27 protein-coding genes are annotated in these 22,598 nt (G+C 50.7%); 4 read left to right on the top strand and 23 right to left on the bottom strand.

Translation table 11 applies throughout. The annotated features are described in order from the left end of the window. Position 1: 1 nt before the first annotated feature. The 20 genes from fliR to GY634_RS09470 form a co-directional block, all read right to left on the bottom strand. Positions 2-790, bottom strand: coding sequence for a flagellar biosynthetic protein FliR (gene fliR / locus GY634_RS09565; RefSeq protein ID WP_166408312.1), 789 nt, complete (start codon positions 788-790; stop codon positions 2-4). Positions 791-799: 9 nt separating this feature from the next. Continuing rightward, positions 800-1,069, bottom strand: a complete 270-nt coding sequence (gene fliQ, locus GY634_RS09560) for a flagellar biosynthesis protein FliQ (protein WP_166408311.1) — start codon at positions 1,067-1,069, stop codon at positions 800-802. 10 nt (positions 1,070-1,079) lie between these two features. After that, the gene (fliP, locus tag GY634_RS09555) at positions 1,080-1,799 is read right to left on the bottom strand and encodes a flagellar type III secretion system pore protein FliP (protein WP_166408419.1); all 720 of its coding nucleotides are present in this window, start codon (positions 1,797-1,799) and stop codon (positions 1,080-1,082) included. A gap of 64 nt (positions 1,800-1,863) precedes the next feature. Further along, positions 1,864-2,184 carry a flagellar biosynthetic protein FliO gene (gene fliO, locus GY634_RS09550; RefSeq protein ID WP_166408310.1) on the bottom strand — a complete coding sequence of 107 codons (321 nt, stop codon included), beginning with the start codon at positions 2,182-2,184 and terminating at the stop codon, positions 1,864-1,866. Between the two features lie 6 nt (positions 2,185-2,190). Further along, positions 2,191-2,730 carry a flagellar motor switch protein FliN gene (gene fliN / locus GY634_RS09545; RefSeq protein ID WP_166408309.1) on the bottom strand — a complete coding sequence of 180 codons (540 nt, stop codon included), beginning with the start codon at positions 2,728-2,730 and terminating at the stop codon, positions 2,191-2,193. Continuing rightward, positions 2,711-3,733, bottom strand: a complete 1,023-nt coding sequence (gene fliM / locus GY634_RS09540) for a flagellar motor switch protein FliM (protein ID WP_166408308.1) — start codon at positions 3,731-3,733, stop codon at positions 2,711-2,713. Before fliM ends, fliN begins: the two co-directional genes overlap by 20 nt. Further along, a complete protein-coding gene (locus tag GY634_RS09535) occupies positions 3,734-4,330 on the bottom strand; it encodes a flagellar basal body-associated FliL family protein (RefSeq protein WP_166408307.1) in 597 nt (198 codons plus the stop codon). Between the two features lie 158 nt (positions 4,331-4,488). Further along, positions 4,489-5,751 carry a flagellar hook-length control protein FliK gene (locus tag GY634_RS09530; RefSeq protein ID WP_207625566.1) on the bottom strand — a complete coding sequence of 421 codons (1,263 nt, stop codon included), beginning with the start codon at positions 5,749-5,751 and terminating at the stop codon, positions 4,489-4,491. Between the two features lie 12 nt (positions 5,752-5,763). After that, positions 5,764-6,213, bottom strand: coding sequence for a flagellar export protein FliJ (gene fliJ / locus GY634_RS09525; protein ID WP_166408306.1), 450 nt, complete (start codon positions 6,211-6,213; stop codon positions 5,764-5,766). Next, positions 6,210-7,658: a flagellar protein export ATPase FliI gene (gene fliI / locus GY634_RS09520; protein ID WP_166408305.1), complete on the bottom strand. Its 1,449-nt coding sequence runs from the start codon at positions 7,656-7,658 to the stop codon at positions 6,210-6,212. The genes fliJ and fliI overlap by 4 nt, the downstream gene beginning before the upstream one ends. Beyond that, entirely contained in the window at positions 7,655-8,422 is a 768-nt protein-coding gene (fliH, locus tag GY634_RS09515) for a flagellar assembly protein FliH (RefSeq protein ID WP_166408304.1), read from the bottom strand. Before fliH ends, fliI begins: the two co-directional genes overlap by 4 nt. Then, entirely contained in the window at positions 8,415-9,419 is a 1,005-nt protein-coding gene (fliG, locus tag GY634_RS09510; protein ID WP_166408303.1) for a flagellar motor switch protein FliG, read from the bottom strand. Before fliG ends, fliH begins: the two co-directional genes overlap by 8 nt. Then, on the bottom strand, positions 9,403-11,091 hold the full coding sequence (gene fliF, locus GY634_RS09505) for a flagellar basal-body MS-ring/collar protein FliF (protein ID WP_166408302.1): 1,689 nt from the start codon (positions 11,089-11,091) through the stop codon (positions 9,403-9,405). Before fliF ends, fliG begins: the two co-directional genes overlap by 17 nt. A 124-nt stretch (positions 11,092-11,215) precedes the next feature. Next, on the bottom strand, positions 11,216-11,548 hold the full coding sequence (gene fliE / locus GY634_RS09500) for a flagellar hook-basal body complex protein FliE (protein ID WP_166408301.1): 333 nt from the start codon (positions 11,546-11,548) through the stop codon (positions 11,216-11,218). A gap of 120 nt (positions 11,549-11,668) precedes the next feature. Beyond that, on the bottom strand, positions 11,669-11,986 hold the full coding sequence (locus GY634_RS09495) for an EscU/YscU/HrcU family type III secretion system export apparatus switch protein (RefSeq protein WP_166408300.1): 318 nt from the start codon (positions 11,984-11,986) through the stop codon (positions 11,669-11,671). Further along, complete coding sequence (fliK, locus tag GY634_RS09490; protein ID WP_166408299.1) at positions 11,976-13,223, bottom strand: flagellar hook-length control protein FliK; 1,248 nt, start codon at positions 13,221-13,223, stop codon at positions 11,976-11,978. Before fliK ends, GY634_RS09495 begins: the two co-directional genes overlap by 11 nt. Continuing rightward, positions 13,220-13,558 carry a flagellar protein FliT gene (locus tag GY634_RS09485; protein WP_166408298.1) on the bottom strand — a complete coding sequence of 113 codons (339 nt, stop codon included), beginning with the start codon at positions 13,556-13,558 and terminating at the stop codon, positions 13,220-13,222. Before GY634_RS09485 ends, fliK begins: the two co-directional genes overlap by 4 nt. A gap of 49 nt (positions 13,559-13,607) precedes the next feature. After that, the gene (gene fliS, locus GY634_RS09480; protein ID WP_166408297.1) at positions 13,608-14,027 is read right to left on the bottom strand and encodes a flagellar export chaperone FliS; all 420 of its coding nucleotides are present in this window, start codon (positions 14,025-14,027) and stop codon (positions 13,608-13,610) included. 2 nt (positions 14,028-14,029) lie between these two features. After that, positions 14,030-15,424, bottom strand: coding sequence for a flagellar filament capping protein FliD (gene fliD / locus GY634_RS09475; RefSeq protein ID WP_166408296.1), 1,395 nt, complete (start codon positions 15,422-15,424; stop codon positions 14,030-14,032). A gap of 98 nt (positions 15,425-15,522) precedes the next feature. Continuing rightward, a complete protein-coding gene (locus GY634_RS09470; RefSeq protein WP_166408295.1) occupies positions 15,523-15,948 on the bottom strand; it encodes a flagellar protein FlaG in 426 nt (141 codons plus the stop codon). Between the two features lie 242 nt (positions 15,949-16,190). Between GY634_RS09470 and GY634_RS09465 the strand changes: the two genes are divergently transcribed. Beyond that, on the top strand, positions 16,191-16,952 hold the full coding sequence (locus GY634_RS09465; protein ID WP_166408294.1) for an RNA polymerase sigma factor FliA: 762 nt from the start codon (positions 16,191-16,193) through the stop codon (positions 16,950-16,952). Positions 16,953-16,960: 8 nt separating this feature from the next. Here the strand turns inward: GY634_RS09465 and mltB are convergent, their stop codons facing one another. Then, on the bottom strand, positions 16,961-18,118 hold the full coding sequence (gene mltB / locus GY634_RS09460) for a lytic murein transglycosylase B (RefSeq protein ID WP_166408293.1): 1,158 nt from the start codon (positions 18,116-18,118) through the stop codon (positions 16,961-16,963). Between the two features lie 232 nt (positions 18,119-18,350). On the opposite strand from mltB, the gene GY634_RS09455 reads away from it, so the two are divergent. The 3 genes from GY634_RS09455 to GY634_RS09445 all read left to right on the top strand — a co-directional run bounded on the left by GY634_RS09455 (position 18,351) and on the right by GY634_RS09445 (position 20,937). Then, the gene (locus GY634_RS09455) at positions 18,351-19,100 is read left to right on the top strand and encodes an electron transfer flavoprotein subunit beta/FixA family protein (protein ID WP_166408292.1); all 750 of its coding nucleotides are present in this window, start codon (positions 18,351-18,353) and stop codon (positions 19,098-19,100) included. 3 nt (positions 19,101-19,103) lie between these two features. Next, positions 19,104-20,033: an electron transfer flavoprotein subunit alpha/FixB family protein gene (locus tag GY634_RS09450; RefSeq protein WP_166408291.1), complete on the top strand. Its 930-nt coding sequence runs from the start codon at positions 19,104-19,106 to the stop codon at positions 20,031-20,033. A gap of 262 nt (positions 20,034-20,295) precedes the next feature. Further along, the gene (locus tag GY634_RS09445; protein ID WP_166408290.1) at positions 20,296-20,937 is read left to right on the top strand and encodes a peroxiredoxin; all 642 of its coding nucleotides are present in this window, start codon (positions 20,296-20,298) and stop codon (positions 20,935-20,937) included. A 352-nt stretch (positions 20,938-21,289) separates the two neighbouring features. On the opposite strand, the gene GY634_RS09440 is transcribed toward GY634_RS09445, so the two are convergent. Continuing rightward, positions 21,290-22,069 carry a lipoate--protein ligase family protein gene (locus GY634_RS09440; protein WP_166408289.1) on the bottom strand — a complete coding sequence of 260 codons (780 nt, stop codon included), beginning with the start codon at positions 22,067-22,069 and terminating at the stop codon, positions 21,290-21,292. Continuing rightward, the gene (lplB, locus tag GY634_RS09435; RefSeq protein WP_166408288.1) at positions 22,066-22,344 is read right to left on the bottom strand and encodes a lipoate-protein ligase small subunit; all 279 of its coding nucleotides are present in this window, start codon (positions 22,342-22,344) and stop codon (positions 22,066-22,068) included. The genes GY634_RS09440 and lplB overlap by 4 nt, the downstream gene beginning before the upstream one ends. Positions 22,345-22,598: the final 254 nt, after the last annotated feature.

Raw genomic sequence — 22,598 nt, 5'->3', positions numbered from 1 at the left:
CTTATAAGCCAGCTAGGCCTCGGGCCATACGTAGCATAGCGCTGTAGCCAGAATCAAAGAAGCGCATGAGAAAGGGGGTGATTTGGGGGATGACCACCGTTAAGAGCGATAGCCCTACCAATAGGCTAATAGGGAAACCCACGGCAAATACCGTTAGCTGCTGGGCGGTACGGTTCAAAATCCCAAACGCTAAGTTAATGGTCAGCAGCACAATAATCAGTGGTAGGGCGAGCAGCAGACCACTAATCATGAGCTGAGCGCTCCACTCTAGCAACACTCCCCAGCCATTACTGTTCAAGCTACCGGGTTGGATGGGGAGTATTTCAAAGGTACGAAATACCACTTGCAGCATGATGAGATGGCCGTTTAACGCCAAAAATACCAGCATGGCTACCAAGTTTAAAAAACGTGACAGCACAGCGGTGTTAGAGCCGGTAGCAGGGTCAAAAAAGGAGGCAAAGGATAACCCCATTTGCAGGCCAATAAATTCTCCTGCTGTTTGCACCGCCGCAAACACAATGCGCATAATTAAACCCAGCGCTATACCTATCAATATCTGCTGTATACCCAGTAGTAGAGCAGGGTACGAGCCTGTGGGTAGCGTCGGCATGTCAGACAAGCTGGGTGCAATCACAATGGCAATCAGCGCCGCTAGACCTACCTTCACTTTTTTGGGAATAGAGGACTCACTGAACAAAGGCGCTGTGGCAACTAGCCCTAATAGCCTAAAAAAAGGCCATATAAAGCTATTGAGCCAGAGGTAGGCCTGTTCAGTGGTGAATTGAATCATGTAGAGGTGCTACTGCACCAAGCCTGGTATAGAAGAGAACAGGCTTTGTATGTAGTCCACCAGCGTGCTGATTAGCCATGGACCTAGGATGACGATGGTAATGCCCACAGCTAGCAGCTTGGGAATAAACGACAGTGTCATCTCGTTAATCTGTGTGGCCGCCTGAAAAATACTAATGGCCAAACCTACTGTCAGCGTTACCAATAGCAGTGGACCGGCGATGGTTAGTGCTATTTTCAGTGCCATGTAGGTCATGGTCATGACGGTTTCAGCAGTCATGGTCTTTCTCTTATATATAGAAGCTGCGCGCCAACGAGCCCAGCAATAAATTCCAACCGTCAGCGAGCACAAACAGCATGAGCTTAAAGGGGAGGGAAATAGTTACAGGCGGTACCATCATCATCCCTAATGACATCAGCACACTGGCAATGACCAAGTCGATGATGAGAAAGGGAATGAAAATAGTGAAACCTATTTGGAAGGCTGTTTTCAGTTCGCTGGTAATAAAAGCGGGGGCCAGTACGCGCAAGGGTACGTCGCTAGGGGATTCCAGATTGCTCACCCCAGCCATTTCGCTAAACAGCTTAAGGTCCGTTTCGCGGGTTTGGTGCAGCATGAAGGTTTTTAAAGGCTGACTACCGCGCTCCAAGGCTTCTGGAAATGAAATTTCTGCACGGGATAAGGGGGCATAGGCCTGTTCATGAATTTCTTCAAACACAGGGCCCATCGTGAAGAAAGTCAGAAATAAGGCTAAGCCAATCAGCACCATGTTGGGTGGTGCTGAGCCTGTACCCATCGCATTACGCAGCAAGCCCAATACAATCACAATGCGAGTAAAGCCTGTCATTAATAACAAAATGGCAGGCAGGAACGACATCATGGTCAGCAGCGCTAGCGTTTCTAGGCTGAGTGACCAGCGTTGCCCACCATCAGGGGTGGGTGACGTTGTGAATGCAGGTAAGCTGGCTTGCGCCCAGACATTGTGTGGGTAAAGCACTAGCAGCAACATCGCGATCAGAGCGCAGCCGTACAGAAGCCAACTAAGGCGTAGCGGCTGGCGATCAGCACGTTGATTAAGAATTAGGGTTCTGCTCATGTTGGTGTTGTTGCAGATGCTGTTGAAAGCTCTCTGGTGTCGCAGCGGAGGATTCAAAACAGTGCAACAAGTTAATCTGCTGTGGTGTTACCCCTAGCAGTAGTTTCTGGCCTTCGCTCTCGATGAGTAACACCTGCATGCGTGGCCCCACGCTTTGCTTGTCCAAGATGGAGATCAAGGGCTTTTTACCCGAGGGGCGTAGCAGCTTCGTGCGTTTGGCCAGCCAGCCACCTACTACGATCAATAAAATGACCGCAATCAAGCTTGCGCTGATCCGTAGTAGGTCGGCTTCGTTCATAGTGATTTATCGACGCGTGTTTAAGCGTTGAATACGGTCTGAAGGCGTGATGATATCGGTCACACGAATGCCGTACTTTTCGTCTACGACTACCACCTCACCCTGAGCAATCAGGTAGCCGTTAACAAAAATATCCATAGGCTCACCAGCTAAACCATCCAGTTCCACTACAGAGCCCTGACCCAACTGCAGAATGTTTTTAATGGTCAGGCGTGTACGGCCCAGCTCTACAGACAACTGAACAGGAATATCCATGATCATGTCTATATCGCTTTGGCTGCTGCCCGCGCCACCACTGAGAGCTGGGAAGATTGCATTGGGTGTAGCGGCCACACTCGCGCTGTCGCTAGAGGTAGCGGCGGTTTGTTCGGCCAGAGCCGATGCCCAATCATCATTCATGCTTTCCAAGCCAGCCGCTTGGGTGGATGAGGATTTGTCGTCAGTTTGGCCGGCCAATTGTTCAGCCATGGCAGCATCCCAGTCTAGCTCGGTGTTGTCGTCAGAAGAAACAGGCTGTGTAGGGTTGTTATTCTGAGGTTCTGTCATGTTGGTTCGCTTTTCGGAAATCAGGCTCTGTGTAGGTCAGCACTTTTTGTACGCGTAGTGCCATACGTCCATTGGAAGTGCCGTATTGGCATTCCATGATGGGTACGCCATCAACGTGTGCAAAGATGCGTTCAGGAATATCAATAGGTAATACATCGCCAACTTGTAGCTGCATCAGCGTAGAAATAGAGGCTTGGATTTTTTGAAAATCGGCCACCAGTTCTACATCAGCGCTACGTACTTGGCGTGTTAGCTGTTGGGTCCAACGTTGATCAATGGCGCTACTGCTGGTGTCTTGCAGTGGGCGAGTCAGTAAGTCACGCACCGGTTCGATCATGGAGTAGGGCAGACAAATATTCAGATTGCCGCCTTGTGCACCAAACTCTATGTTGAAGGAGGTCACCACCACCAAGTCATTGCCTGAGCTGATGCTGGCAAACTTGGTATGCATCTCAGAGCGCACATACTCGTATTCGAGCTTGTAGACGTTCTCCCACGCTTCGCAATAGTTTTCCAACGTGTGCGTCAGCAAGCGTTGAATAATGCGTTGTTCGGTTACGGTGAAGTCTCTGCCTTCAACCCTAGTGCTGTAGCGACCATGACCACCAAACAAGCTATCAATAATTAGAAAAACTAAGCTGGGGTCGAAGGTGAATAGTGAAATGCCACGTAAAGGCTTGAGATTCACCATGTTCAGGTTACTAGGGACGGGCAGGTTACGCTCAAAGTCGCTGTACTTTTGTACTTTAATCGTGCCTACCGTAATGTCCGCATTACGACGCATAAAGCTGAGCATTGTGCTGCGCAACCGTCTGGCAAAACGCTCATTGATTAGCTCAAGCGTTTGCATACGGTGTCGAATTACCCGCTCGGGAGAGGCCAAGTCATAGGGCCTTACACCGCTGGCAGGGAGCTCTTTGCTGGGGTTGTCGGTGCCTTCACCGGTGACACCCGCCAGCAGGGCATCGACTTCGTCTTGCGATAAAAAGCTTTGGTACGACATTTACTGGACCACAAAAGCGGTGAATAAAACGTTAGCGATACGAGGTTTTACTTGGCTGGGCTCGTAAGGAGCGTTCAGCACGAGAGTGAGCGCATTAACCAACTCTTCTCTACCTTGTGGTGTTTGCACGTGGAAAGGGTGTTGAGCAGAGAGGATTTTAAGTACGCGATCGCGAACCACTGGCATGAACTCACCCAGTAGTAAACGGGTTTCCTCATCTTCTACACGCAGCGTTAACGCAGTGTAGAGAATACGCGAGCGTTGACCATCACTAACCGTAACGGTGAAGGGCTCTAGCGATGTGAAAATAGGCTTAGCGGAAACAACGGGAGCAGCAGGTGCTGCAACGGTTTTTTCGACCTCTGCGTCTGGTTCTGCGCCAGCCGCTTTGGGAGCCGCAAAAAAGCTAATGCCGCCTTGTTGCCATGAGTAGTACAACGTAGCGCCTACACTGGCTGCAATAATCAGCAAGACAATCAGCAGATTTTTAAGAAAACGGGAAAAACCAGAGCGTGCTGGGCGACGAGGTGGTCGCTCAGTCGTGGTGGTTGCCGATGAGGATGCGTTTTTGGAGCGAACTGTAGTAGAAGTAGCCATAGTAACAATGTCGCGCGAAATTCTGTGTCGCAGCAAAAAAAGCCTGAGGTCATTGTGCCCTAGGCAGTCAATTCAAATGCAGTGGAATAAGGGAGGTATTGCCGTCTTAATCCACTCTTTACGGTGTGCTAAGTAAAAACTTGAGCTAGTTAGCTTGATTAAGCAAAGGTATCTACTAATGCGTCAGGGATAGCTCGGCGTACCGGTGGTGCTGTTGTCTCGGTGGACGAGGAAGTGCGTCCATGCAGTAGGTCGTCAAAACGGTTAGAAGACGCCGACTCAGAAGAGGACTCTTCTGAGCCTTGCTGGAATAAAAACGCTTGCTCTGATGGCTGGTCGCTTACGTCGGTGTGCCCCAAAGAGAGACCAGATTGTGCCAAGGCCTGCTGCAGTTGAGGTAAGGCTTGCTCTACTGCCTGACGTACGTTGGCATGCGCTGACACAATGTAGGCGTGCGCGATGTTGTCACTCAGTTTTAAGCTAATACGTAACGGCCCCAGCTCTGGCGGATCCAGTCGTAGTTCGGCGTGCTGTATGCCTTGGCGCGAGAAGCTCACCATGGTTTTGCTGAACTCTTGGCCCCATGCTGGCGAGCTTAACGGTTGATGTAAGCTACTTTGCAGGACGGGAGAGGAGCCAGGTGTGGCCAGCGTGGTGATGTTGCTCGTGGCGCTAGCAATGGCTGTGGTGACAGTGGGAGTGTCTTGCGCAAGGGGGATCTGCTCTGCCTGTGTGGACACGGGAGTATGCGCGGCGGGCAGAGAAGACAATGCCGCTTTCACGTTATCGGTAAGCACTGCTGTTTTTCCGGCAAGCGGTGCGGTGCTGAGCACACTAGCGGTAGACTCATTTTTTGCTAGGGCCGGCTGTGCCACGTTGCTAGAGGCTTTGGTGTCAACTGGGGCCGTGCTCACGTCATGAGGCAGTGCGGCATTGGTGAACCGTAGCGCACCATCATTGCTTGTTTCTAGCATTGGCTTGGATAGCGCAGGAGTTGTATCGCTTAGCGGTAGCCTGGAACGTTGTGGGAGATTATCCGCCGTTTTAGCGTGTGAAAACGCGGCATCTGATGCGTTTGAGTCAGCGTTGTTGGCGGCTACGTGTTGGCGTAACCCTTGCTGAATGCTGACGGATTCGGCAGCAATAAACAAGGTGGTCGCGATCATGCTTAGCGCCGAGTCTGCACTGTCGTCGGTTTCTTCAGCGACATCAAGTAAAGAGTCCAGCTTTTGTTTGTCGCGAGGGGTGTGACTAGGGAGAGTTATGACAGAATCTGTAGCCCCTTCTTTGCTGTTGCCACCTTCGTTTTGCGACGCCAGCACCGATGCGAAGCTGTCTGTATCTGGGCTGCTTTGTGCTGCAGCGGTAGTAGGGGCACTGGCAGAAACGGGAGCAACCAGAGTAAGAGCCTGTGTAGTCATAACTGCCTCGGACTAATGTGTAGGGTGTAAACGCTGGAATAAAGCTGCCGAAAACTCGTCGTTTAAGCGTTGTTCTTGGCGCGCTTGTGTGCGCTGCCACTCAGCATGACGACGGGCATGCAAAGTTTCATAAGCATGTAGGCGTTTTTTCTCTTCCAGCCACAGGCTTTGTTCTTTGCTGATTTTTTCTGACAACTGACCCAATATAGTATTTTGCTGCTGAATGGCTTCATCCAAAGTGCCAATGAAGCGCTGAAAATTCATGTAGTTCGACATGGCAACACCATTTTGACCAGCCTCTAGTAAGCGTTGGGCATAATCTTGGCGGTATTCCTGCAGCATCGTGAGCTGTTGTTGAGCGGCGTTATAGCTTTGGTTTAGCGCTGCAAGTCGCTGAGCTACCTCGTCTCGGCGGTGTTCGCTCAATTCAATCAACATGGCTAATGAGTGTTGCGGCTTCATAGGCTATTGCTCCCTGAATGCAGGACGGTACGCAGCAAAGCGACGGAGTCGTCGTAGTTCACTTGTTCGTTGACGTCCTGTTTGAGAAAACTTTCCAGCCATGGGAAACGGTCTATGGCTTCATCAATGGCGGGGTCGTTACCTTTGGTGTAGGCACCTACCGCAATCAAATCGTGATTGCGTTGATAGCGAGAGATCAGCCCTTTGAAACGATGTACCGACTGTATTTGTTCTGGCGGTACAACAGCAGACATCACGCGAGAAATAGAGGCCTCTATATCAATGGCGGGGTAGTGCCCCGTTTCAGCAAGGCTTCTGGACAGCACAATGTGACCGTCTAGAATGGCGCGGGCAGAATCAGCAATGGGGTCTTGTTGGTCATCGCCTTCGGTCAGCACGGTGTAAAACGCCGTGATAGAACCTGCTTTACCGTGTTGATTGACGGCGCCATTACCGGCGCGCTCTACCAATGCGGGCAGTTTGGCAAATACGGAAGGTGGATACCCTTTTGTGGCTGGAGGCTCGCCCACAGCTAGGGCAATTTCCCGTTGTGCCATGGCATAGCGGGTAAGGGAGTCCATAATAAGCAGCACATGCTTGCCTTGATCGCGAAAGTACTCAGCGATGCGGGTAGCGTATACGGCACCCTGTAAGCGCAGCAGGGGTGAAACGTCAGCAGGGGCGGCGACCACCACAGCACGTTTTAAGCCTTCAGGGCCTAAGTTGTGCTCAATAAATTCTTTAACCTCGCGACCACGCTCGCCAATTAACCCCACCACGATAATATCGGCTTGGGTGTAGCGCGCCATCATGCCTAACAGCACACTTTTACCCACCCCGGAGCCTGCAAAAAGCCCCATGCGCTGACCCCTGCCCACCGTTAACAGTGCGTTAATGGCTTTGACGCCAACGTCTAATACTGTATCAATAGGGGATCTGGCTAAGGGGTTGATCAGCTCGGTATGTAGGCTGGCTGTTTTGGCGGTAGAGGGCTCATCAAAACCATCCAGTGCCTTGCCCGAAGCATCTAGCACACGCCCAAGCAGGTGATCTCCTACGGGAAGATGGTGGGTGATGGCGGGCGGCGGAGGTGGGGTAGATTGCCCATCTTTAGGTAAGGCGACGGGGTGATCGTAACTGGCTTCCAGTGGCAGCACGCGGGCGCCAGGTGTTAGGCCAGCAGTATCGCCTTGGGGCATTAAAAACAGTTTTCCGCCTTCAAAGCCTACCACCTCGGCATCGGCCCACAAGTCTTGTGCTGAGGATAATTCGATGCGGCAGGCGGAGCCCACAGGCAAGCGCAGCCCCGTTGCTTCAATTACCAATCCAGTAGCGCGTATGACGCGTCCACTATAGAGCAAAGGATCGGTGGACTCCACTCGCAAGACCGCGTTTTGCAGTTGAGCTTGCCAGCGAGAGAAGGGGGAGGCTGGCAGTGTACTCATGATAGTTCCAGCGCGCTTGCCTCAGAAGAGGCAAGGTTAAGAGTATGGATAGCACGGTGCCAGCGAGTTTCCAAGGTGGCATCAATATCGCCTAACGCTGTGCGTACTTTGCAGCCCCCAGCGGTGATGCTGTTATCTTCCAGTACACGCCATGCGGGAGCGTGTTCTCGGTTACTGAGGTAGTCATGCACCACGTTGTAGTCACTTGGGTTCACGTAAAAGCTAATACCGCTTTGGTCATCCATGTTGGACTCCAGCAGATGGCGTACTAGGTGCAGTAGGTGCTCAGGTTGGGTGTGCAAAGTGTGTTGCACAACATGGCTAGCAATACGTACAGCGGTATTGAGCAGTGCCTCACCCATGTCGCTATACAGACTTTCAAGTTGTTGCTGAGTACTGGTCAGTAAAGTGTTGAGCTGCTGTGCTTGTTCATGTGCCAGCGTTTGGCCTTCTGCAAAGCCTTTCTCATGGCCTAGAGTCAGCCCTTCCTCATGCCCTTTGGCTTTGCCTTCCTCTACCCCTTGGGCGTAGCCTTGTTGATGTCCTTGATCGTGGCCATTTTGAAAGCCTTCAGCGTGACCGCGTTGAACGGCCGCCTGGCGTAGCTCTTCAATTTCAGCCATCAACTGTGCGACATCAGGCATAGCCGGTTTGGCAGCTTCTTCTCGCTTACGCTGTTTGGATGCTAGTTCCGGTAACTCGAAAGCTTGCATCTCCCAGCGTTGCCAGTGACCATAAGGTGAGGAAGGGGTGTGATCAGACATACTCGTCGCTTCCTAAGCCGCCCAATGTAATTTGGCCACCTTCGGCCAATCGGCGAGCCACTTCCACAATGGCTTTTTGCTCTTGTTCCACCTTGGACATGCGTACAGGGCCTTGGGCTTCCAGATCTTCGCGCAGCATATCGGCCGCACGATTGGACATGTTTTTGAAGAACTTGTCGCGTAGCTCGTCGGTTGCGCCTTTCAGGGCAACGGTTAGCGAGGCTGTCTCTGTTTCTTTCAAGATCAGCTGGATAGCGGTGTCTTCAATGTCAGCCAAGTTGTCAAAGACGAACATTTCTTCCACGATACGATCGGTAAGATCATTATCGATACCACGCAAGCTCTTGATCACGGACTCTTCGTCGCTGGCGCTTAGGTAGTTCAGAATCTCAGCAGCCGTACGCGTACCACCCATTTTGCTGCGTTTGGCACCTTGCCCAGACAGCATTCCGTTTAGCACTTCGGTCAGTTCATGCAGCGCATTGGGTTGCACCCCACCAAAGGTGGCAACACGCAAGATCACATCGTCACGCAGACGCTCGGGCAGTTCAGTCAGAATGTCTGCGGCGCGGTCACGCTCTAAGTGCACCAAAATGGTGGCGATAATCTGAGGGTGCTCATCGCTAATCAGTTCAGCCACGCTGTGGGCATCCAGCCAGTTCAGGGCATCAATACCGCTGCTGACACCATCACCGGCCTCCAGAATGTCTTCAATTAAGCCTGCCGCACGGTCGGTGCCCAGCGCTTTATTTAAGACAGAGCGAATGTACTCGTTGGAGTCTAATGTTACGGCCATAAACTGATCGGCCTCTTGTCTGAACTCTTCCAAGATGGAGTCCATGTCGGCTCGGGTCAGTTGCTTTAGGCTGGCCATTGCTGAGCCAAGCTCTTGTACCTCTTTAGGGTTCAAAAACTTGAATACTTCGGCAGCGGCATCCTCGCCTATGGCCATCATTAGGATGGCACTTTCTCTTAGTTTGTTATCCGCGCTTTTCATCTTTATTTTCTTTGGTCATCCAGCTGCGCAATACCATGGCTACGGCTCGTGGGTCTTGTTCGGCCATAGAGCGTGCGGTGCTCAGGTTGTCTTCATAACGGTTGATTTCAGAGGCCCTGTCTTGAGCCTGTTGCTGACGCTCCAACTCTTGGTCTTGTTCGGCGCGACGCGCATCAGCTTGCGCAGAGGCTTGGATGAACCCTTGGATGATGGGGTTGATCACAATGCGCCAGAAGACGAAGAACAGTATCGCTAACAACAGATATTTGATGAGGGACATGCCTAGCTCTAGATAGTCGTTGTTTTTCCAGAAAGGAACCGAGGTGTCAGGTAGGTCGCTGAATCGACTGTTTACGACGCTGATGCTGTCACCGCGCTCTACGGAAAAGCCCACGGCCTGTTTAACTAGCTCGCGTATGTTCTCTAACTCGCTGTCGTCTAAGGCAACCAGTTCACCTTGCTCGTGGCGGTAGTTCACTACAACCGCGACAGACAGGCGTTTTAACTGACCATTAGGCCCTTTGATGTGGCTGATGGTGCGGTCTACTTCGTAGTTGGTGGTGACGTCGCGGCGTGCATTACCGGTGGCAGAGACTTCTCTGGCTTGCTCATTAAGGTTGCGCAGGGCGTTCTGTTGTTGGTCTTGTGGTGCTGCCGCCTCTGTGGCGGTGCCTTCTGCTGCATTGGCAACCGGGTTCACAATAGGAGCAACAGGGTCTACAGGAGGTTGATTGCTCAGTGCGCCGGGCACGCCTTCAGCGGGCAGGGAATTGTTATTAATAGAGGTGCTGCTTTGTTCGCTGCGAACAGCCGCTTCACCAGGGCGTTGGTTGGGGCGGTAGATTTCAGAGGTTTCTTCGCGTTTGGCGAAGTCCATGTCGGCGCTAACTTGTGCGCGTACATTACCGGCGCCCAGAATGGGATTCAGCAAAGTCAGAATACGTTGTACAGAGCGGTGCTCTATATCGTTTACCATGTTCTGCTGCTGGCTATTCACACCGCCTTCACCTACAGGCATGGTGAGCAATCTGCCGTTTTGGTCTACTACTGATACGTTTTGCGCATTCAAGTTGGGTACGCTAGAGGACACTAGCCACGTGATGGCAGACACCTGATCTTCACCTAAGTTACGGCCAGGGTAGAGGCTTAGCAGTACAGACGCGGTGGGTTCTTGTCGGTCGCGGACAAATAAGGTTTCACGCGGAATCGCCAAATGCACTCTGGCTTCTTGTACCGAGTGCAACGCTTGTATGGAGTTAGCCAGCTCGCCTTCTAGTGCGCGTTGGTACGTCACTTGCTCGGTGAATTGGCTAGCACCAAAGCGGGATTGGTCCAGCAGTTCGAAGCCTACGTTACCGGCTTTGGGTAAGCCTTGGCTCGCCAGTTGCATACGGGCCTCTGGCACTTGGGCTGTTGGCACAAGAATGGCGGTACCGTTATCAGAAAACTGGTAAGGGATATTGAGTTGACCCAGTGCGCTCACAATGGCGCCGCCATCGCGGTCATCCAAGTTGGAGAATAAAACACCGTAGTCGGGTTTGCGGGCCCACATGGCTGCAACAGCAACCAAAGCAATCATCGCCGCTGCTATCCCCAACTGTACGGGTCGGGGAAGGGCCATGATTTTAGTAAAACCGGGAACGCGAGAAAAAATCTGCACTGCCTGATTCACGACAGATTACCTCATCTTAATGCATCGCGGGATGTCGCGACAGGACTGTGCGGGAGTAGTGATACGACCATGTGAAACATGAAAACGGACGTGGCCTAGTTAAATGTGGCGATAGCAGCGGGACTTATACCGGCATGCTGGCAATTTCTTGATAGGCCGCTACCAAACGGTTGCGAACTTGAACGGTGGTTTGAAATGCCACACTAGCGGTTTGCATATCAATCATGACGTCGTTCAGTGCTATGCCGGGTACACCAGCTTCAAACGCTTTGGCTTGATCTTGGGCTTGGTTTTGCATGGCAGATAGGCGTTGCAACGAACGAGACAGTTCGGCGGCAAAGCCGGATTCAGTAGAGCTAGTAGGTTTAGCGCTAATAGGGCGATTGCCGGCTACGTCGCTAAGGGCCTGCATTTTTGCCAAGACAGACTCTAGGCTGGAAAGCATGGAGGTAGACATTTAAAACTCGTCCAAAGTGGTGCACGGAACCCATTCTCATAATGAGTCGATTACACAGCCTACTGTACCTGTGTACGCACTAAGGCAAGCGGTGTATCTACCGCCAAAAAAGTGGGCTTTTCAAGCCTTATGGTTTTTTTCAGGCGAGGTGAGGGGCTGACTATCAAGGTTTTCAATGCTGTAGACCCATGCCAGTAGCTCAGCCACAACCTGGTAGAGTTGAGGCGGAATATGAGCATCTAAGTCTACTTGCATCAATAAACTCACGAGTTCGCGAGACTCATGCACGTGCAGGCCATTGGCGGTAGCGGTTTGAATAATGGTTTCAGCGATGTTGCCATAGCCCTTGGCAACCACTTTAGGGGCAGGGTCGTGGGCGTCGTAGCGCAATGCAACGGCACTAGGGCGCAAGGGTGGAGAAAAAATTTTATCCGTCATGCTGTTCTGATGCAGAAGGAGTTGAAGCGCTGTCTTCTTGCATGGTGAGGGTATGCAAATTGAAATCCAGAGCCGCTAGCCTACCTTGCAAGGTGGGTAAATGAGCTTGCAAGGCATCATGCCCATCAGGGGCAACAATGCGTAGCGATAATTGTTTATCTACCAGTGTTACGGCAATTTCTATGCTTCCTAGCAAAGGAAGTTGCAGTCGTAGGTGGCTGTCCCACTGTTGGCTGCTAACGGTACGTTTGTGGTTAGGAGAGCCTTCGTGTTGTTGTTTGCGTTGGATTAACCAGTCTAGCGGTACGTTTTGCCATGCTTCACCACGCCACTGAAACTGTTGATTCGCTAGTACTTCTAATTGCTGTCGTATCAGCAATGAGTGTGGAGAATCGCTGCTGTCCGTTGTGGCGGCTGGTGCGCTGTGTGTGGTGGGCGATGTGTGTTGCGTTTCCGTATGACCGCTTTTGTGTGAGGAGTGTGCTTGTTGAGCGTTAGTTGTTTGGTTTTGCGGCTGTTGCGCCAAGGTTTGTAATGCGCCTTGGCCAAAGGCAAAGCGTGCAAGCTGGGCTTCGTAAAACATGCCGCTGTGTTGCACGGTTTGTTGCAGGCCTTTCATGAAGCTCTGCGCCAGTGCTGTGGTGTCTAGTTGCTGCAGCAAACTGGAAGCTGCAGCAGCGGGACGAGCAAGTTGAGTGTTTGCAGTAGCTTGCTCGGTTGTGGGCGTAGGCGGTTGTGGTGTTTGTTGAGCAGGCGAGCTAACGGTGTGGGTGCGGGCCTGAGTCAGCGCGGCGTGAAGTAAGCTGCGCAAGTCACCATTGTTTGCCAGAGGGTGACGCCCTTGTAGGCCTTGTTTGATCTCTGGGTAGCGATCAATAATTTGCACAATAGTTTGTGCCGCCTTACCCAGAGTAGTGGGGGCGGACTTTGTGGCGGCAGTGCTGGTGTGCCGAAGCAGCGACTCAATGGCAGCCTGACGGTTTAGGCTTACATCTTGCCGTAGTTGCTGTTGTTTGCCATGTTGGGCATGACGACTGGCTTGCTCCACGCTATGTTGTGGATGGCGTGTCGTGGTGTTGTCGCTGCGCTGATTGCGTTCAGACTGCTGAGGTTGGCTAACTGCATCCGCTCTGGCGCCAGTGCTGATGTTGCTTTGCTGGCCAACCGTATTACCCAGCGCAGCATCTAGGCGCTGTATCAGTAGAGTACCTAGAGGGGAGTGACCGCCAATGCTCATGAATGGCTAGCTGTATTTGGGTAGTACGTTTGCAGAATATTCTGTTGGCGCTTCATGTTGCCTAGCAGTTGATCTAGGCGTTTTAGCTCGGGTGTGGCGAGATGGCGTATTTGTGCGTCATCTTCCAGTATGCGAGTGAGTAATTCGCGTCTGGTGTCTTTATCGCTGCCGCTTAACGAATCTAGTGTACGCAAGCAGTCTACCGCTTCAATGTAGCGTTCGCTGAGTATAAGCACCTCATCCCAGGCGTTAAGTTGGGCCTGTTGCAGCATATTGCTGGTAATGTTTGCAATGGTTTCGTACTGTTGCAGCAGGGTGGGGGCAGTGGTGTTCATGATGGTAGTGCTCGGTGTGGATATGCCAGAGTAAAGAGGGGTAACCTCTTTAGGCGCGTTGCGGATCAACAGCGGTGGTCCAGGCTTGTCCAAGCTCTTCTAGTAGCTTGTCAGCAGTATCTAGCTTGGTGCGATCAGCGTCCAAGTTTGCACGCAGTAGGTGATGCAAAATAATGTCGTAAGCAGTGATGAGGTTTTGTGCCACCTCGCCACCTTTTTCGGTGTTAACAGAAGCCTTAAGGCCGCTGTCAACAATGTCTAATGCTTTAGAGATGGCTTTGCCGCGCTCAGCAATATTGTTATTGTCAAAATGCAGTTTGGCTTGAAGTATGGCGGCTCGTGCCCCCTGAAACAGTAAGGTAATAAGGCGTTCTGGAGAAGCGCTTAATACTTCGGTTTCCAACCCTATGTTGGCATAGGTTTGTACTGAGCGTTGGCCGTAGCCGCGTCTAGTGGGGGCGTAAGTCATAACTATTTCTTGTCGTTCATGTTACCCAGCATAGAAAGCTGCTGGCCAAGGTATTCACTGATGCCGCCCATTTGGCTCATCATTTTGTCCAAGTTGGAAAACTGTTTGCGGTAGGCTTCCATTGTGTTTTCAATGCGGGCCTCAGCAACTTTCATCTGCTTATCAATATCTTTGATGCTTTTGGTGATGTTGTCGTTGGTGACAGAAAGCAAGCCATCTTTTTTCTTTAGATAGACCTCGGTGCTGTCTACCAAGCGTTGTCCAATACCCTCTTTGCCAGAGAACAGACGTGCGAGGTCTTGGCTATTATCTTTGAGGGCAGCATCCAGTTTTTTCTGATCTACTTCCATCATGCCGGTGCTGAGATTGATGGTAATCCCCGCTTGCGACAGACTGCGCACCTCGCCAGCACTTAGGTTATGGCCGATAGCATTACGAATATCAGACTGAATACGTCGAGGCAGGGCTTCGCCAGTGAGCGCGCTACCTTTTTGGGCGTCTATGTCATATTTAGTCTGCGAGGAAATTGTGCTGATTACATTGTTGTAAGCCGTCACAAATTCTTGGATGGTTTTGTTTGTCGCCGCATCATCACGAGTTAGAGCAAGACGGGTGGTTTTGCCATTTTCACTGCCAGTGGTGGTTTGGTTGAGTGTTAGGGTGACACCCTCAACGGCATTTTCAACCGTGTTGCTTTGGCTGGTGATGTCAATGCCATCAATAGTAAGTTCAGCGTTTTGTGCTGCGCGCTCTGTGTACGCGTTGGCATTGACTTCTTTCTCGTAGCCTAAGAAGTCATTTAGTTGTGCATTGTCTTTGACTTCGATTTTGCTAACTGCGTTACCTACACCTGTTTTGGTAGAGCTAATCACCAAGTGTGTTTTCCCCTCGCCGGCATTAATGAGCGTAGCGCTAATGCCCAGTTTGGGGTCGCTATTGATGGCTTTCACCATGCCTTCCATGGTGTTGTCAAAACCGGCCAAGTCTACCTCATGTGTGTCGCCATTTTCCATGGTGACGCTAATCTTGCCGCCTTCTTGATCGCTGAGTATTCTTTCGCGATCATCAGTTTTGGTGAGACGTTGTGCCGTGGCAAGGGCTTTGACTTCGATTTCGTACGAGCCGGGAATCGCATTGCTGTTCGCTTTGGCGGTAATGGCATCATTGGAAGCAGTGGCTTTAAACGCACTGAAAATATCTGGGTCAGCCAGCTTCTTGCCTGCACTTTGCAAACCATCTAAGGAGCCTTTCAATACGCTATAGCCAGACAAGCGTGCTTCAGCCGCCGTTTTACGGTTTTGAATGAGCGCCAGCGACTGATTTTCTACTTTACGTAGGTCAGCGAGAATTTTGTCTACAGGTAAGCCTGAGCCTACCCCAACGGATGAAATTGCCATAAAAAAGCTCCTTGTTCTGTATTGTGCCTGAGGCAGCCTGCTTGCAAAGCGGCTGTTAGCGTGCCTAAAGTTCCTTAGATCAATGGTTTCGTTACCATTTACGCCTTAGTGTTAATGCCTTTACCTTGGAATTTCGCAATCATTTTGGCGACGGCCATGACGGCTTCTGAGGGTACGGTACGAATGACTTCACCACTGTCGTTATCGACTACTGAAAGCACAATGCGTTGTGTGTCAGGGTCTATGTCGAAACGCAAACCTGTTGCCCATGCTTGCATGTCTTGATTCAACGTTTCTAGCGCTTTATCTAGCGTGCTCTTTTCCCATTCGGATGCGTAGGCGGCAGCATGCTTATCAAAAGGTGTTGAAGGTTGCTTGTGGTTTGTTGCTTTGTCTGCGGCAGTTGATTCAGTGACGGTTACCGCTGCATCCACATCCGTTACGGCATCCGACTCCAGATTTTGCTGGGCGGTGGTTAAGCTCGTAGAGGAAAGTGATAAAGCGTGTCCTGTTGGGTTGATCATGACGATGGCTCCGATCCGGGACGGTTAGCACAGGGCAAGCGTAAAAGCTGCCAGTAAGGGTGTAAGGAATCTATTGAACTTAACGGACAGCGCTACGGAATCTTTAGCGAGCCCTTAAAGCGCAATCGCTAAGCTAATAATGTGAATAGGCGTGGAAATCAGCGCTTGATTCATAGACCTCAAATGTGGTGTAGGCCTGAGAATAGCTAAATTATGTGTAAGTATTTCCGGATCTATCACACATGACCGCTTCAGAAAACGCTTTGATCGAGAAGTACGCGCCGCTCGTTAGACGCCAGGCGCTGCTGCTTGTGTCGCGTCTGCCATCAAGTGTTGAGCTTGATGACCTTATTCAAGCAGGGATGATTGGCCTGCTGGATGCCGTTAGGCGTTATCAGGTGATGGTAGAGGCGCAGTTCGAAACGTATGCCGTTACCCGCATACGCGGAGCAATGGTGGACGAGTTACGCAGTCAAGACTGGTTGCCGCGTAGTGTGCGTACTAAAGCACGGCAAATTGATAATGCCGTGACGTTGTTGCGTCAGCAGCTTATGCGCGAGCCCTTAGAGTCTGAAATTGCAGAGCAATTGGATTTAACCATAGAGCAGTATTACCAACTACTTGAAGAAGCCAGTGGTGTACAAGTGCTGCATTATGAAGACTTAGCTCGCCGCGAAGAGGGGGCGGGTGATGCGTTAGAGTTTTTATCTGGTGGTGCCAAACCGTCGTCACCGCTAGAAAATCCGTTGCTGCAGTTGGAGTCTCAGGCTTTGCGTGGTGCCTTGATCTCTGCCATAGATCAGTTACCTGAGCGTGAAAAACTATTGTTGTCGCTACAGTTTGAGCAAGACTTAAACCAAAAAGAAATTGCGATGGTGATGGAAGTAACAGAAGGCCGTGTTTCGCAACTACGTAGTCAGGCTATAGCCCGTATTCGTGCCGCGCTGTCCAGAGAGCAATGGGAGTATTCGCCAGGTAGTGTGGAATACTCCGCATTGCTGTAAGGCAAGCCTTACTGTTTTTTCATGCCGGCTTCCAACGCATTAGCCAGTTCCACTACCGATGCAGCATAGAAGTAGCTGCGGTTGTAGTGGGTGATAGAGAAGAAGCTAGGTGTAGCAACACGATACTCTACCGTTCCACGAGGCTCATCCACCAAGTTCACAATGCCCAAAGGCACAGACCTTAGCTGATTAGGTGCCGATTGATTTGGGTACAGATCATTCCAGTTTAGGGTGGCTTCTAAGCCGCCAGTAACCAGTTTTTCGGGTTGTGATGGCAAAGGCACGCTTAAGAACGGTGGTTGGCCTACTGACCAGCCGTGTTCTAGCAAGAAGTTAGCAATAGACGCGCTGACATCGGCAATAGAGTCATGCAAACTGATTTTGCCATCGTTGTCGCCGTCGCGTGCGTAACGCAGCAAACTACCGGGCATGAATTGCGGCAAACCCATCGCACCAGCAAAAGAGCCCTCTACCGAGCTGGCATCCAAAATACCTGCCTGGTCTAAATAAATAAGGTCAGCCAACTGGTTACGGAACAGTTCACCGCGTTCGGGGCGGTTGTCATCAGGATAGCTAAAACCTAAGGTGCTTAGCACTTCCAAAACATTAAAGTCACCCGTGTATTTACCGTATAAGGTTTCTACGCCGATGATGGCAACCAATATAGAAGCAGGCACGCCATATTGCTGTTCTGCTTTGGCCAGAGTTTCGGCATGGTTGCGCCAAAAGGCTAAGCCTTCGCGAATGCGAATAGGCTCAACAAAACGATTACGGTATGTGCCCCAGCTTTTCTTAATGCGCCCTTTGCTTGGTGCCATGAGCTTGGCGGCGGTGGCATTGTAGTTAGCGTTTTGCAGTAGGGCCGTCGTGTAGGCTACTGGAATTTGGCGTTGGGCCTCTAAGGCTTGCGCCCATTCAGCAGCCCAGGGTTGAAGTGAACCGTCGGCACGTACCGGTGGCTGACGTCTGCTAGCACTGGAATCACCGGCGTTGAGGTCGTCGTAGATGACTAATTCTCGATGGCCTGATTGCTTCGCATTAGCCACTGGGGCGGTAGTAGCGGCAACGGGGGTGCTATCTGTAGGGGCGGTTGTCTGCGGCGCAGCACAGCCAGTCAGCAAAGAGAGTAAGAGGCAGCTTCGTAGAATGGTCACGGCAATAGGCATAGTGGCTTTCCTTCAAGAGCCACTATGTTACTGGTTTTGAGTGGCTACTGTATATGCTGAAACCGTAAAAGTTCGGTACTGAGATTGTGAGTAAAACTGCAGTCGTTGTGATAATTTTGCAGTATGAACGCTGCAGATTTAGGTATAGTGATAGGTTGGGTATGGTGATTTGCAATCGCTCAAACTATGAGTGCCATTGAAATTTGTTTAAAAGTGTTTTGGAGATAACCGGATGAAAGTCTTGGTACCCGTGAAGCGCGTCGTTGATTACAATGTAAAAGTGCGCGTGAAATCTGATCAAAGCGATGTGGATATCGCTAACGTCAAAATGTCGATGAACCCTTTTGACGAGATTGCAGTCGAAGAGGCCGTACGTCTAAGAGAGCAGGGCGTGGTCAGTGAAGTGATTGCCGTATCGTGCGGTGTGACAGCTTGCCAAGAGACCTTGCGTACAGCAATGGCTATTGGTGCTGACCGTGCCATTCTGGTTGAAACGGATGCTGAACTGCAACCGCTAGCCGTATCCAAACTGTTGAAAGCAGTAGTGGATAAAGAGCAGCCACAGCTGGTAATTCTGGGCAAACAAGCCATTGACGATGATGCTAACCAAACAGGCCAAATGTTGGCAGCGTTGTTGGATTGGCCGCAAGCTACTTTCGCAAGCAAAGTAGAGTTGGCTGCAGATTCCGTACAAGTAACACGCGAAGTTGATGGTGGCTTGGAAACATTGAAGCTAAACCTTCCTGCCGTGATTACTACCGACTTGCGCTTGAATGAGCCGCGTTACGTCACGCTGCCAAACATCATGAAAGCGAAGAAAAAGCCCTTGGAAACCATCAAGCCTGAAGAGGTTGGGGTGGACGTGAGCCCACGTTTGAAAACACTGCAAGTCAGTGAACCGCCTGCACGCTCAGCAGGGGTTATCGTGGCAGATGTAGCTGCCTTGGTTGAGAAACTGAAAAACGAAGCGAAGGTAATCTAAGTCATGGCTATTCTTGTAATTGCAGAACACAATAATCAGAGTCTGAACGTTGCGACTCTGAACACGGTTGCCGCTGCCGCTAAGGTGGGTGGTGATATCCATGTATTGGTTGCAGGTCATAATACACAAGCGGTTGCCGATAGCGCCGCTAAAGTGGCCGGCGTAAGCAAAGTGTTGTTGGCTGATGATGCGAGCTTGGCTGATGGTTTGGCTGAGAACGTTGCTGCACAAGTATTGGCAGTGGCGGGGGATTACAGTCATATTTTGTTCCCAGCAACGTCAGCAGGTAAAAACGTTGCACCACGTGTAGCGGCTAAGCTGGATGTGGCACAGGTTTCTGACATCATTGCGGTAGAGTCAGCCGATACCTTCAAGCGTCCTATTTACGCTGGTAACGCGATTGCTACTGTGCAATCTTTGGATGCCAAAAAAGTGATCACTGTTCGTACTACGGCCTTTGATCCTCAAGCTGCTGAAGGTGGTTCTGCTGCGGTAGAAAGCGTTGCCGCCGCCGCTGCTTCCGGTAAGTCCCAGTTTGTGGGCCGTGAAGTGGCAAAAAATGATCGTCCAGAATTAACCGCTGCAACCGTAGTGGTAACGGGTGGTCGTGGTATGGGCAGTGCTGAAAACTTCAAGTTGTTGGAGCCTGTGGCCGACAAACTGGGGGCTGCTATTGGCGCTTCTCGTGCAGCGGTAGATGCTGGTTATGCACCTAACGATTGGCAGGTTGGTCAAACCGGTAAGATCGTGGCTCCACAACTGTACGTGGCGTTTGGTGTCTCCGGTGCAATCCAGCACTTGGCTGGTATGAAAGACTCCAAAGTAATCGTTGCGGTGAACAAAGATGCGGAAGCACCTATTTTTGGTGTGGCAGACTACGGTCTGGTGGCTGATTTGTTTACTGTGTTACCTGAGTTGGAGTCTGCGTTGTAATCAGTGCAGATATAAGGGTAATAGGCCCTACAAGTAGGCTAGCTTTGAGGCTAAGGTAAGTCATACAGTAGGGCATAGGGCCGGGTGCTTCGTTATAGAGCACCCGGCCTTTTTGCGTGTGGACGCGAGCCTCTAGGTATCATAAGTTTATTTCTAATAGTTATTTGTTTGTGCTTTTTAATGCTGGGAGAATATATTCATTCTAGGTCGTCGGTGATAGGCGGCTTATTCATAGATTCATGAAAATGACTAAGGAGTAATCATGGCTACATTGCGTTTGGGTGACATTGCCCCTGATTTTGAACAAGAGTCTTCCGCTGGCAAGATTCGTTTCCATGAATTCCTTGGCGATAGCTGGGGGGTATTGTTTTCTCACCCTGCTGACTTCACACCTGTGTGCACGACCGAGCTGGGTTACACCGCAAAATTGGCAGATGAGTTTGCAAAACGCGGCGTGAAAGTCATTGCGGTATCCGTAGATGGTAACGAGTCCCACAAAGAATGGATTGCCGACATCAACGATACACAAAAAACTACGGTTAATTTCCCTATCCTGGCGGATGAGGACCGTAAAGTGTCCGAGCTGTACGACATGATTCACCCTAATGCCAGCACCACAGTGACTGTGCGCTCAGTGTTTATCATCGACCCAGCTAAGAAAGTACGTTTGACGATTACCTACCCTGCCAGCACAGGTCGTAACTTTAATGAAATCTTGCGTGTGATTGATTCCCTGCAACTGACAGATAGTCACAGCGTGGCCACACCTGTGAACTGGGAAGATGGCCAAGATGTGATTATCGTGCCATCGTTGAAAGACCCTGAGCTGATTAAACAGAAGTTTCCTAAAGGCTATACAGAGGTGCGCCCTTACTTGCGCATTACCCCTCAGCCTAACAAGTAATTTATAGACGTTTGCTTGCTATGTAGTTCTACCCTCTGTGGTGTTATCAGCCACAGAGGGTTTTTTTTGCTTGCATCAATTGCTGTGTATCTATACAGTACTGTATAAGAAAACAGTTAATTGAGGTGTGTGATGTCTTTTACTACGTATAGAGAACAGCAGAGCCACAACGTGTCCTCCCATATCCGTTCGTCTGTATTGAGCCGATCTACACAGGTAGAAAAAAACTACTATGCGGCTGCTAAGCGCTCCCAGCGTTATTCAAAAGCCTTGGATGTATGCCTGGTGGCATTGTGGGGCGTATCTATCCCGGGTTTAATGTGGCTAGGGGCGTATAGCGGTTTATAGATCTTTACGGAACCAATGTAGTCCATTGCGCTGTTCTGAACTTTTGTTCTGCTAATTGCTCTGCTCGATGCAGGGTGTCAGCATCCAAAGAAACCTCTTCTAACGGGGCTAGCTTTTTAAACTGCTCAATCATGCAGCGAGTAATGGCTTCACGCTCTAGTCCAGTTTGGCTACGCAAAGGGTCCACGCGTTTTTTAGCACTAGTGGTGCCTTTGTCCGAGAGCTTTTCTTTACCAATGCGCAGCACTTCCAGCATTTTGTCGGCATTGATGTCGTATGCCAGCATGGTGTGATGTAGCACAGCCTTAGAGCGCCTAGCTTGGGCTGCGCCGCCTATTTTCCCTTTGCTGCTAGTGATGTCGTTTAACGGCTGGTACCACGCGTCTATGCCTAGGGTTTTGAGTGTTTCCACTACCCAGCTATCCATCAGCGCATAGGATTCCTGAAAGCTCATGCCGTGCACTAGGGCGTCAGGAGCGCAAATAGAGTAGGTGATACCGTTACCTGGTTCTAAAAACATAGCACCACCACCACTGATACGGCGCACTACCGAAATGTTGTGGCGCGCAGCCCCTTCTGGGTCTACCTCGTTTTTAAGCGATTGAAAACGGCCAATAATGACCGTAGACGATGCCCATTCCCAGATACGCAGTAACGGAGGACGTTTTCCTGTACCTACGTCGTCGGTGAGAATTTCGTCTAAGGCCATGTGCAGGGCGGGATCTTGTGGCAGGTCATGTATGAGCTGCCAGCGGTAGTGGTTCCAGTCAGTACGTTGGCTCATGCTAAGGCTCTCCCTACTACAACAGCAACGGCAGCGGCATCAAAGCCAAAAAGCTGGGCATCGGCAGGCAGGGCATTGTCTACGGCAGCTTGAATGGTAGTGGCATCACTGGTGGCGGCTAATCCAGTCAAAGCATGGTTGATCAAGTCCAGTGCCTCTGGCGGCTCTAGAAAAAAATCGCCACTAAGCTGTACGTTAGTCAGCAGATTGTTGTGAACTTCAAAGTCTATGACCACCAGCTTTCCACTGGGGACTTTATACTCACCATGCTTCATGTGTAGGTTCCTGAGTAAACGAGAGGGTTTGCACTACGTGGTGTAAACCAGACGTACATAAATAAGCGTGCAGCAGCGAGACGGCGTTGCACGAAGTTGTATGCTAGCGAAATTCTGTAGGTTTTAGGAAGATACGCTACGTTTGGCCTTGAAAATAAGGATTTTTTTCAAGATGGGTGCTAAAATGCCGAGTTCATCCTCTGATGGGTAATTAGGTCTATTAACACTAAAAATAGCCCTACAAATGGCAAACA

It is taken from the genome of Paenalcaligenes suwonensis (assembly GCF_011290505.1).
Taxonomy (GTDB): Bacteria; Pseudomonadota; Gammaproteobacteria; order Burkholderiales; family Burkholderiaceae_B; genus Paenalcaligenes; species Paenalcaligenes suwonensis.
This window is presented reverse-complemented; position numbering and strand designations above follow the sequence as displayed.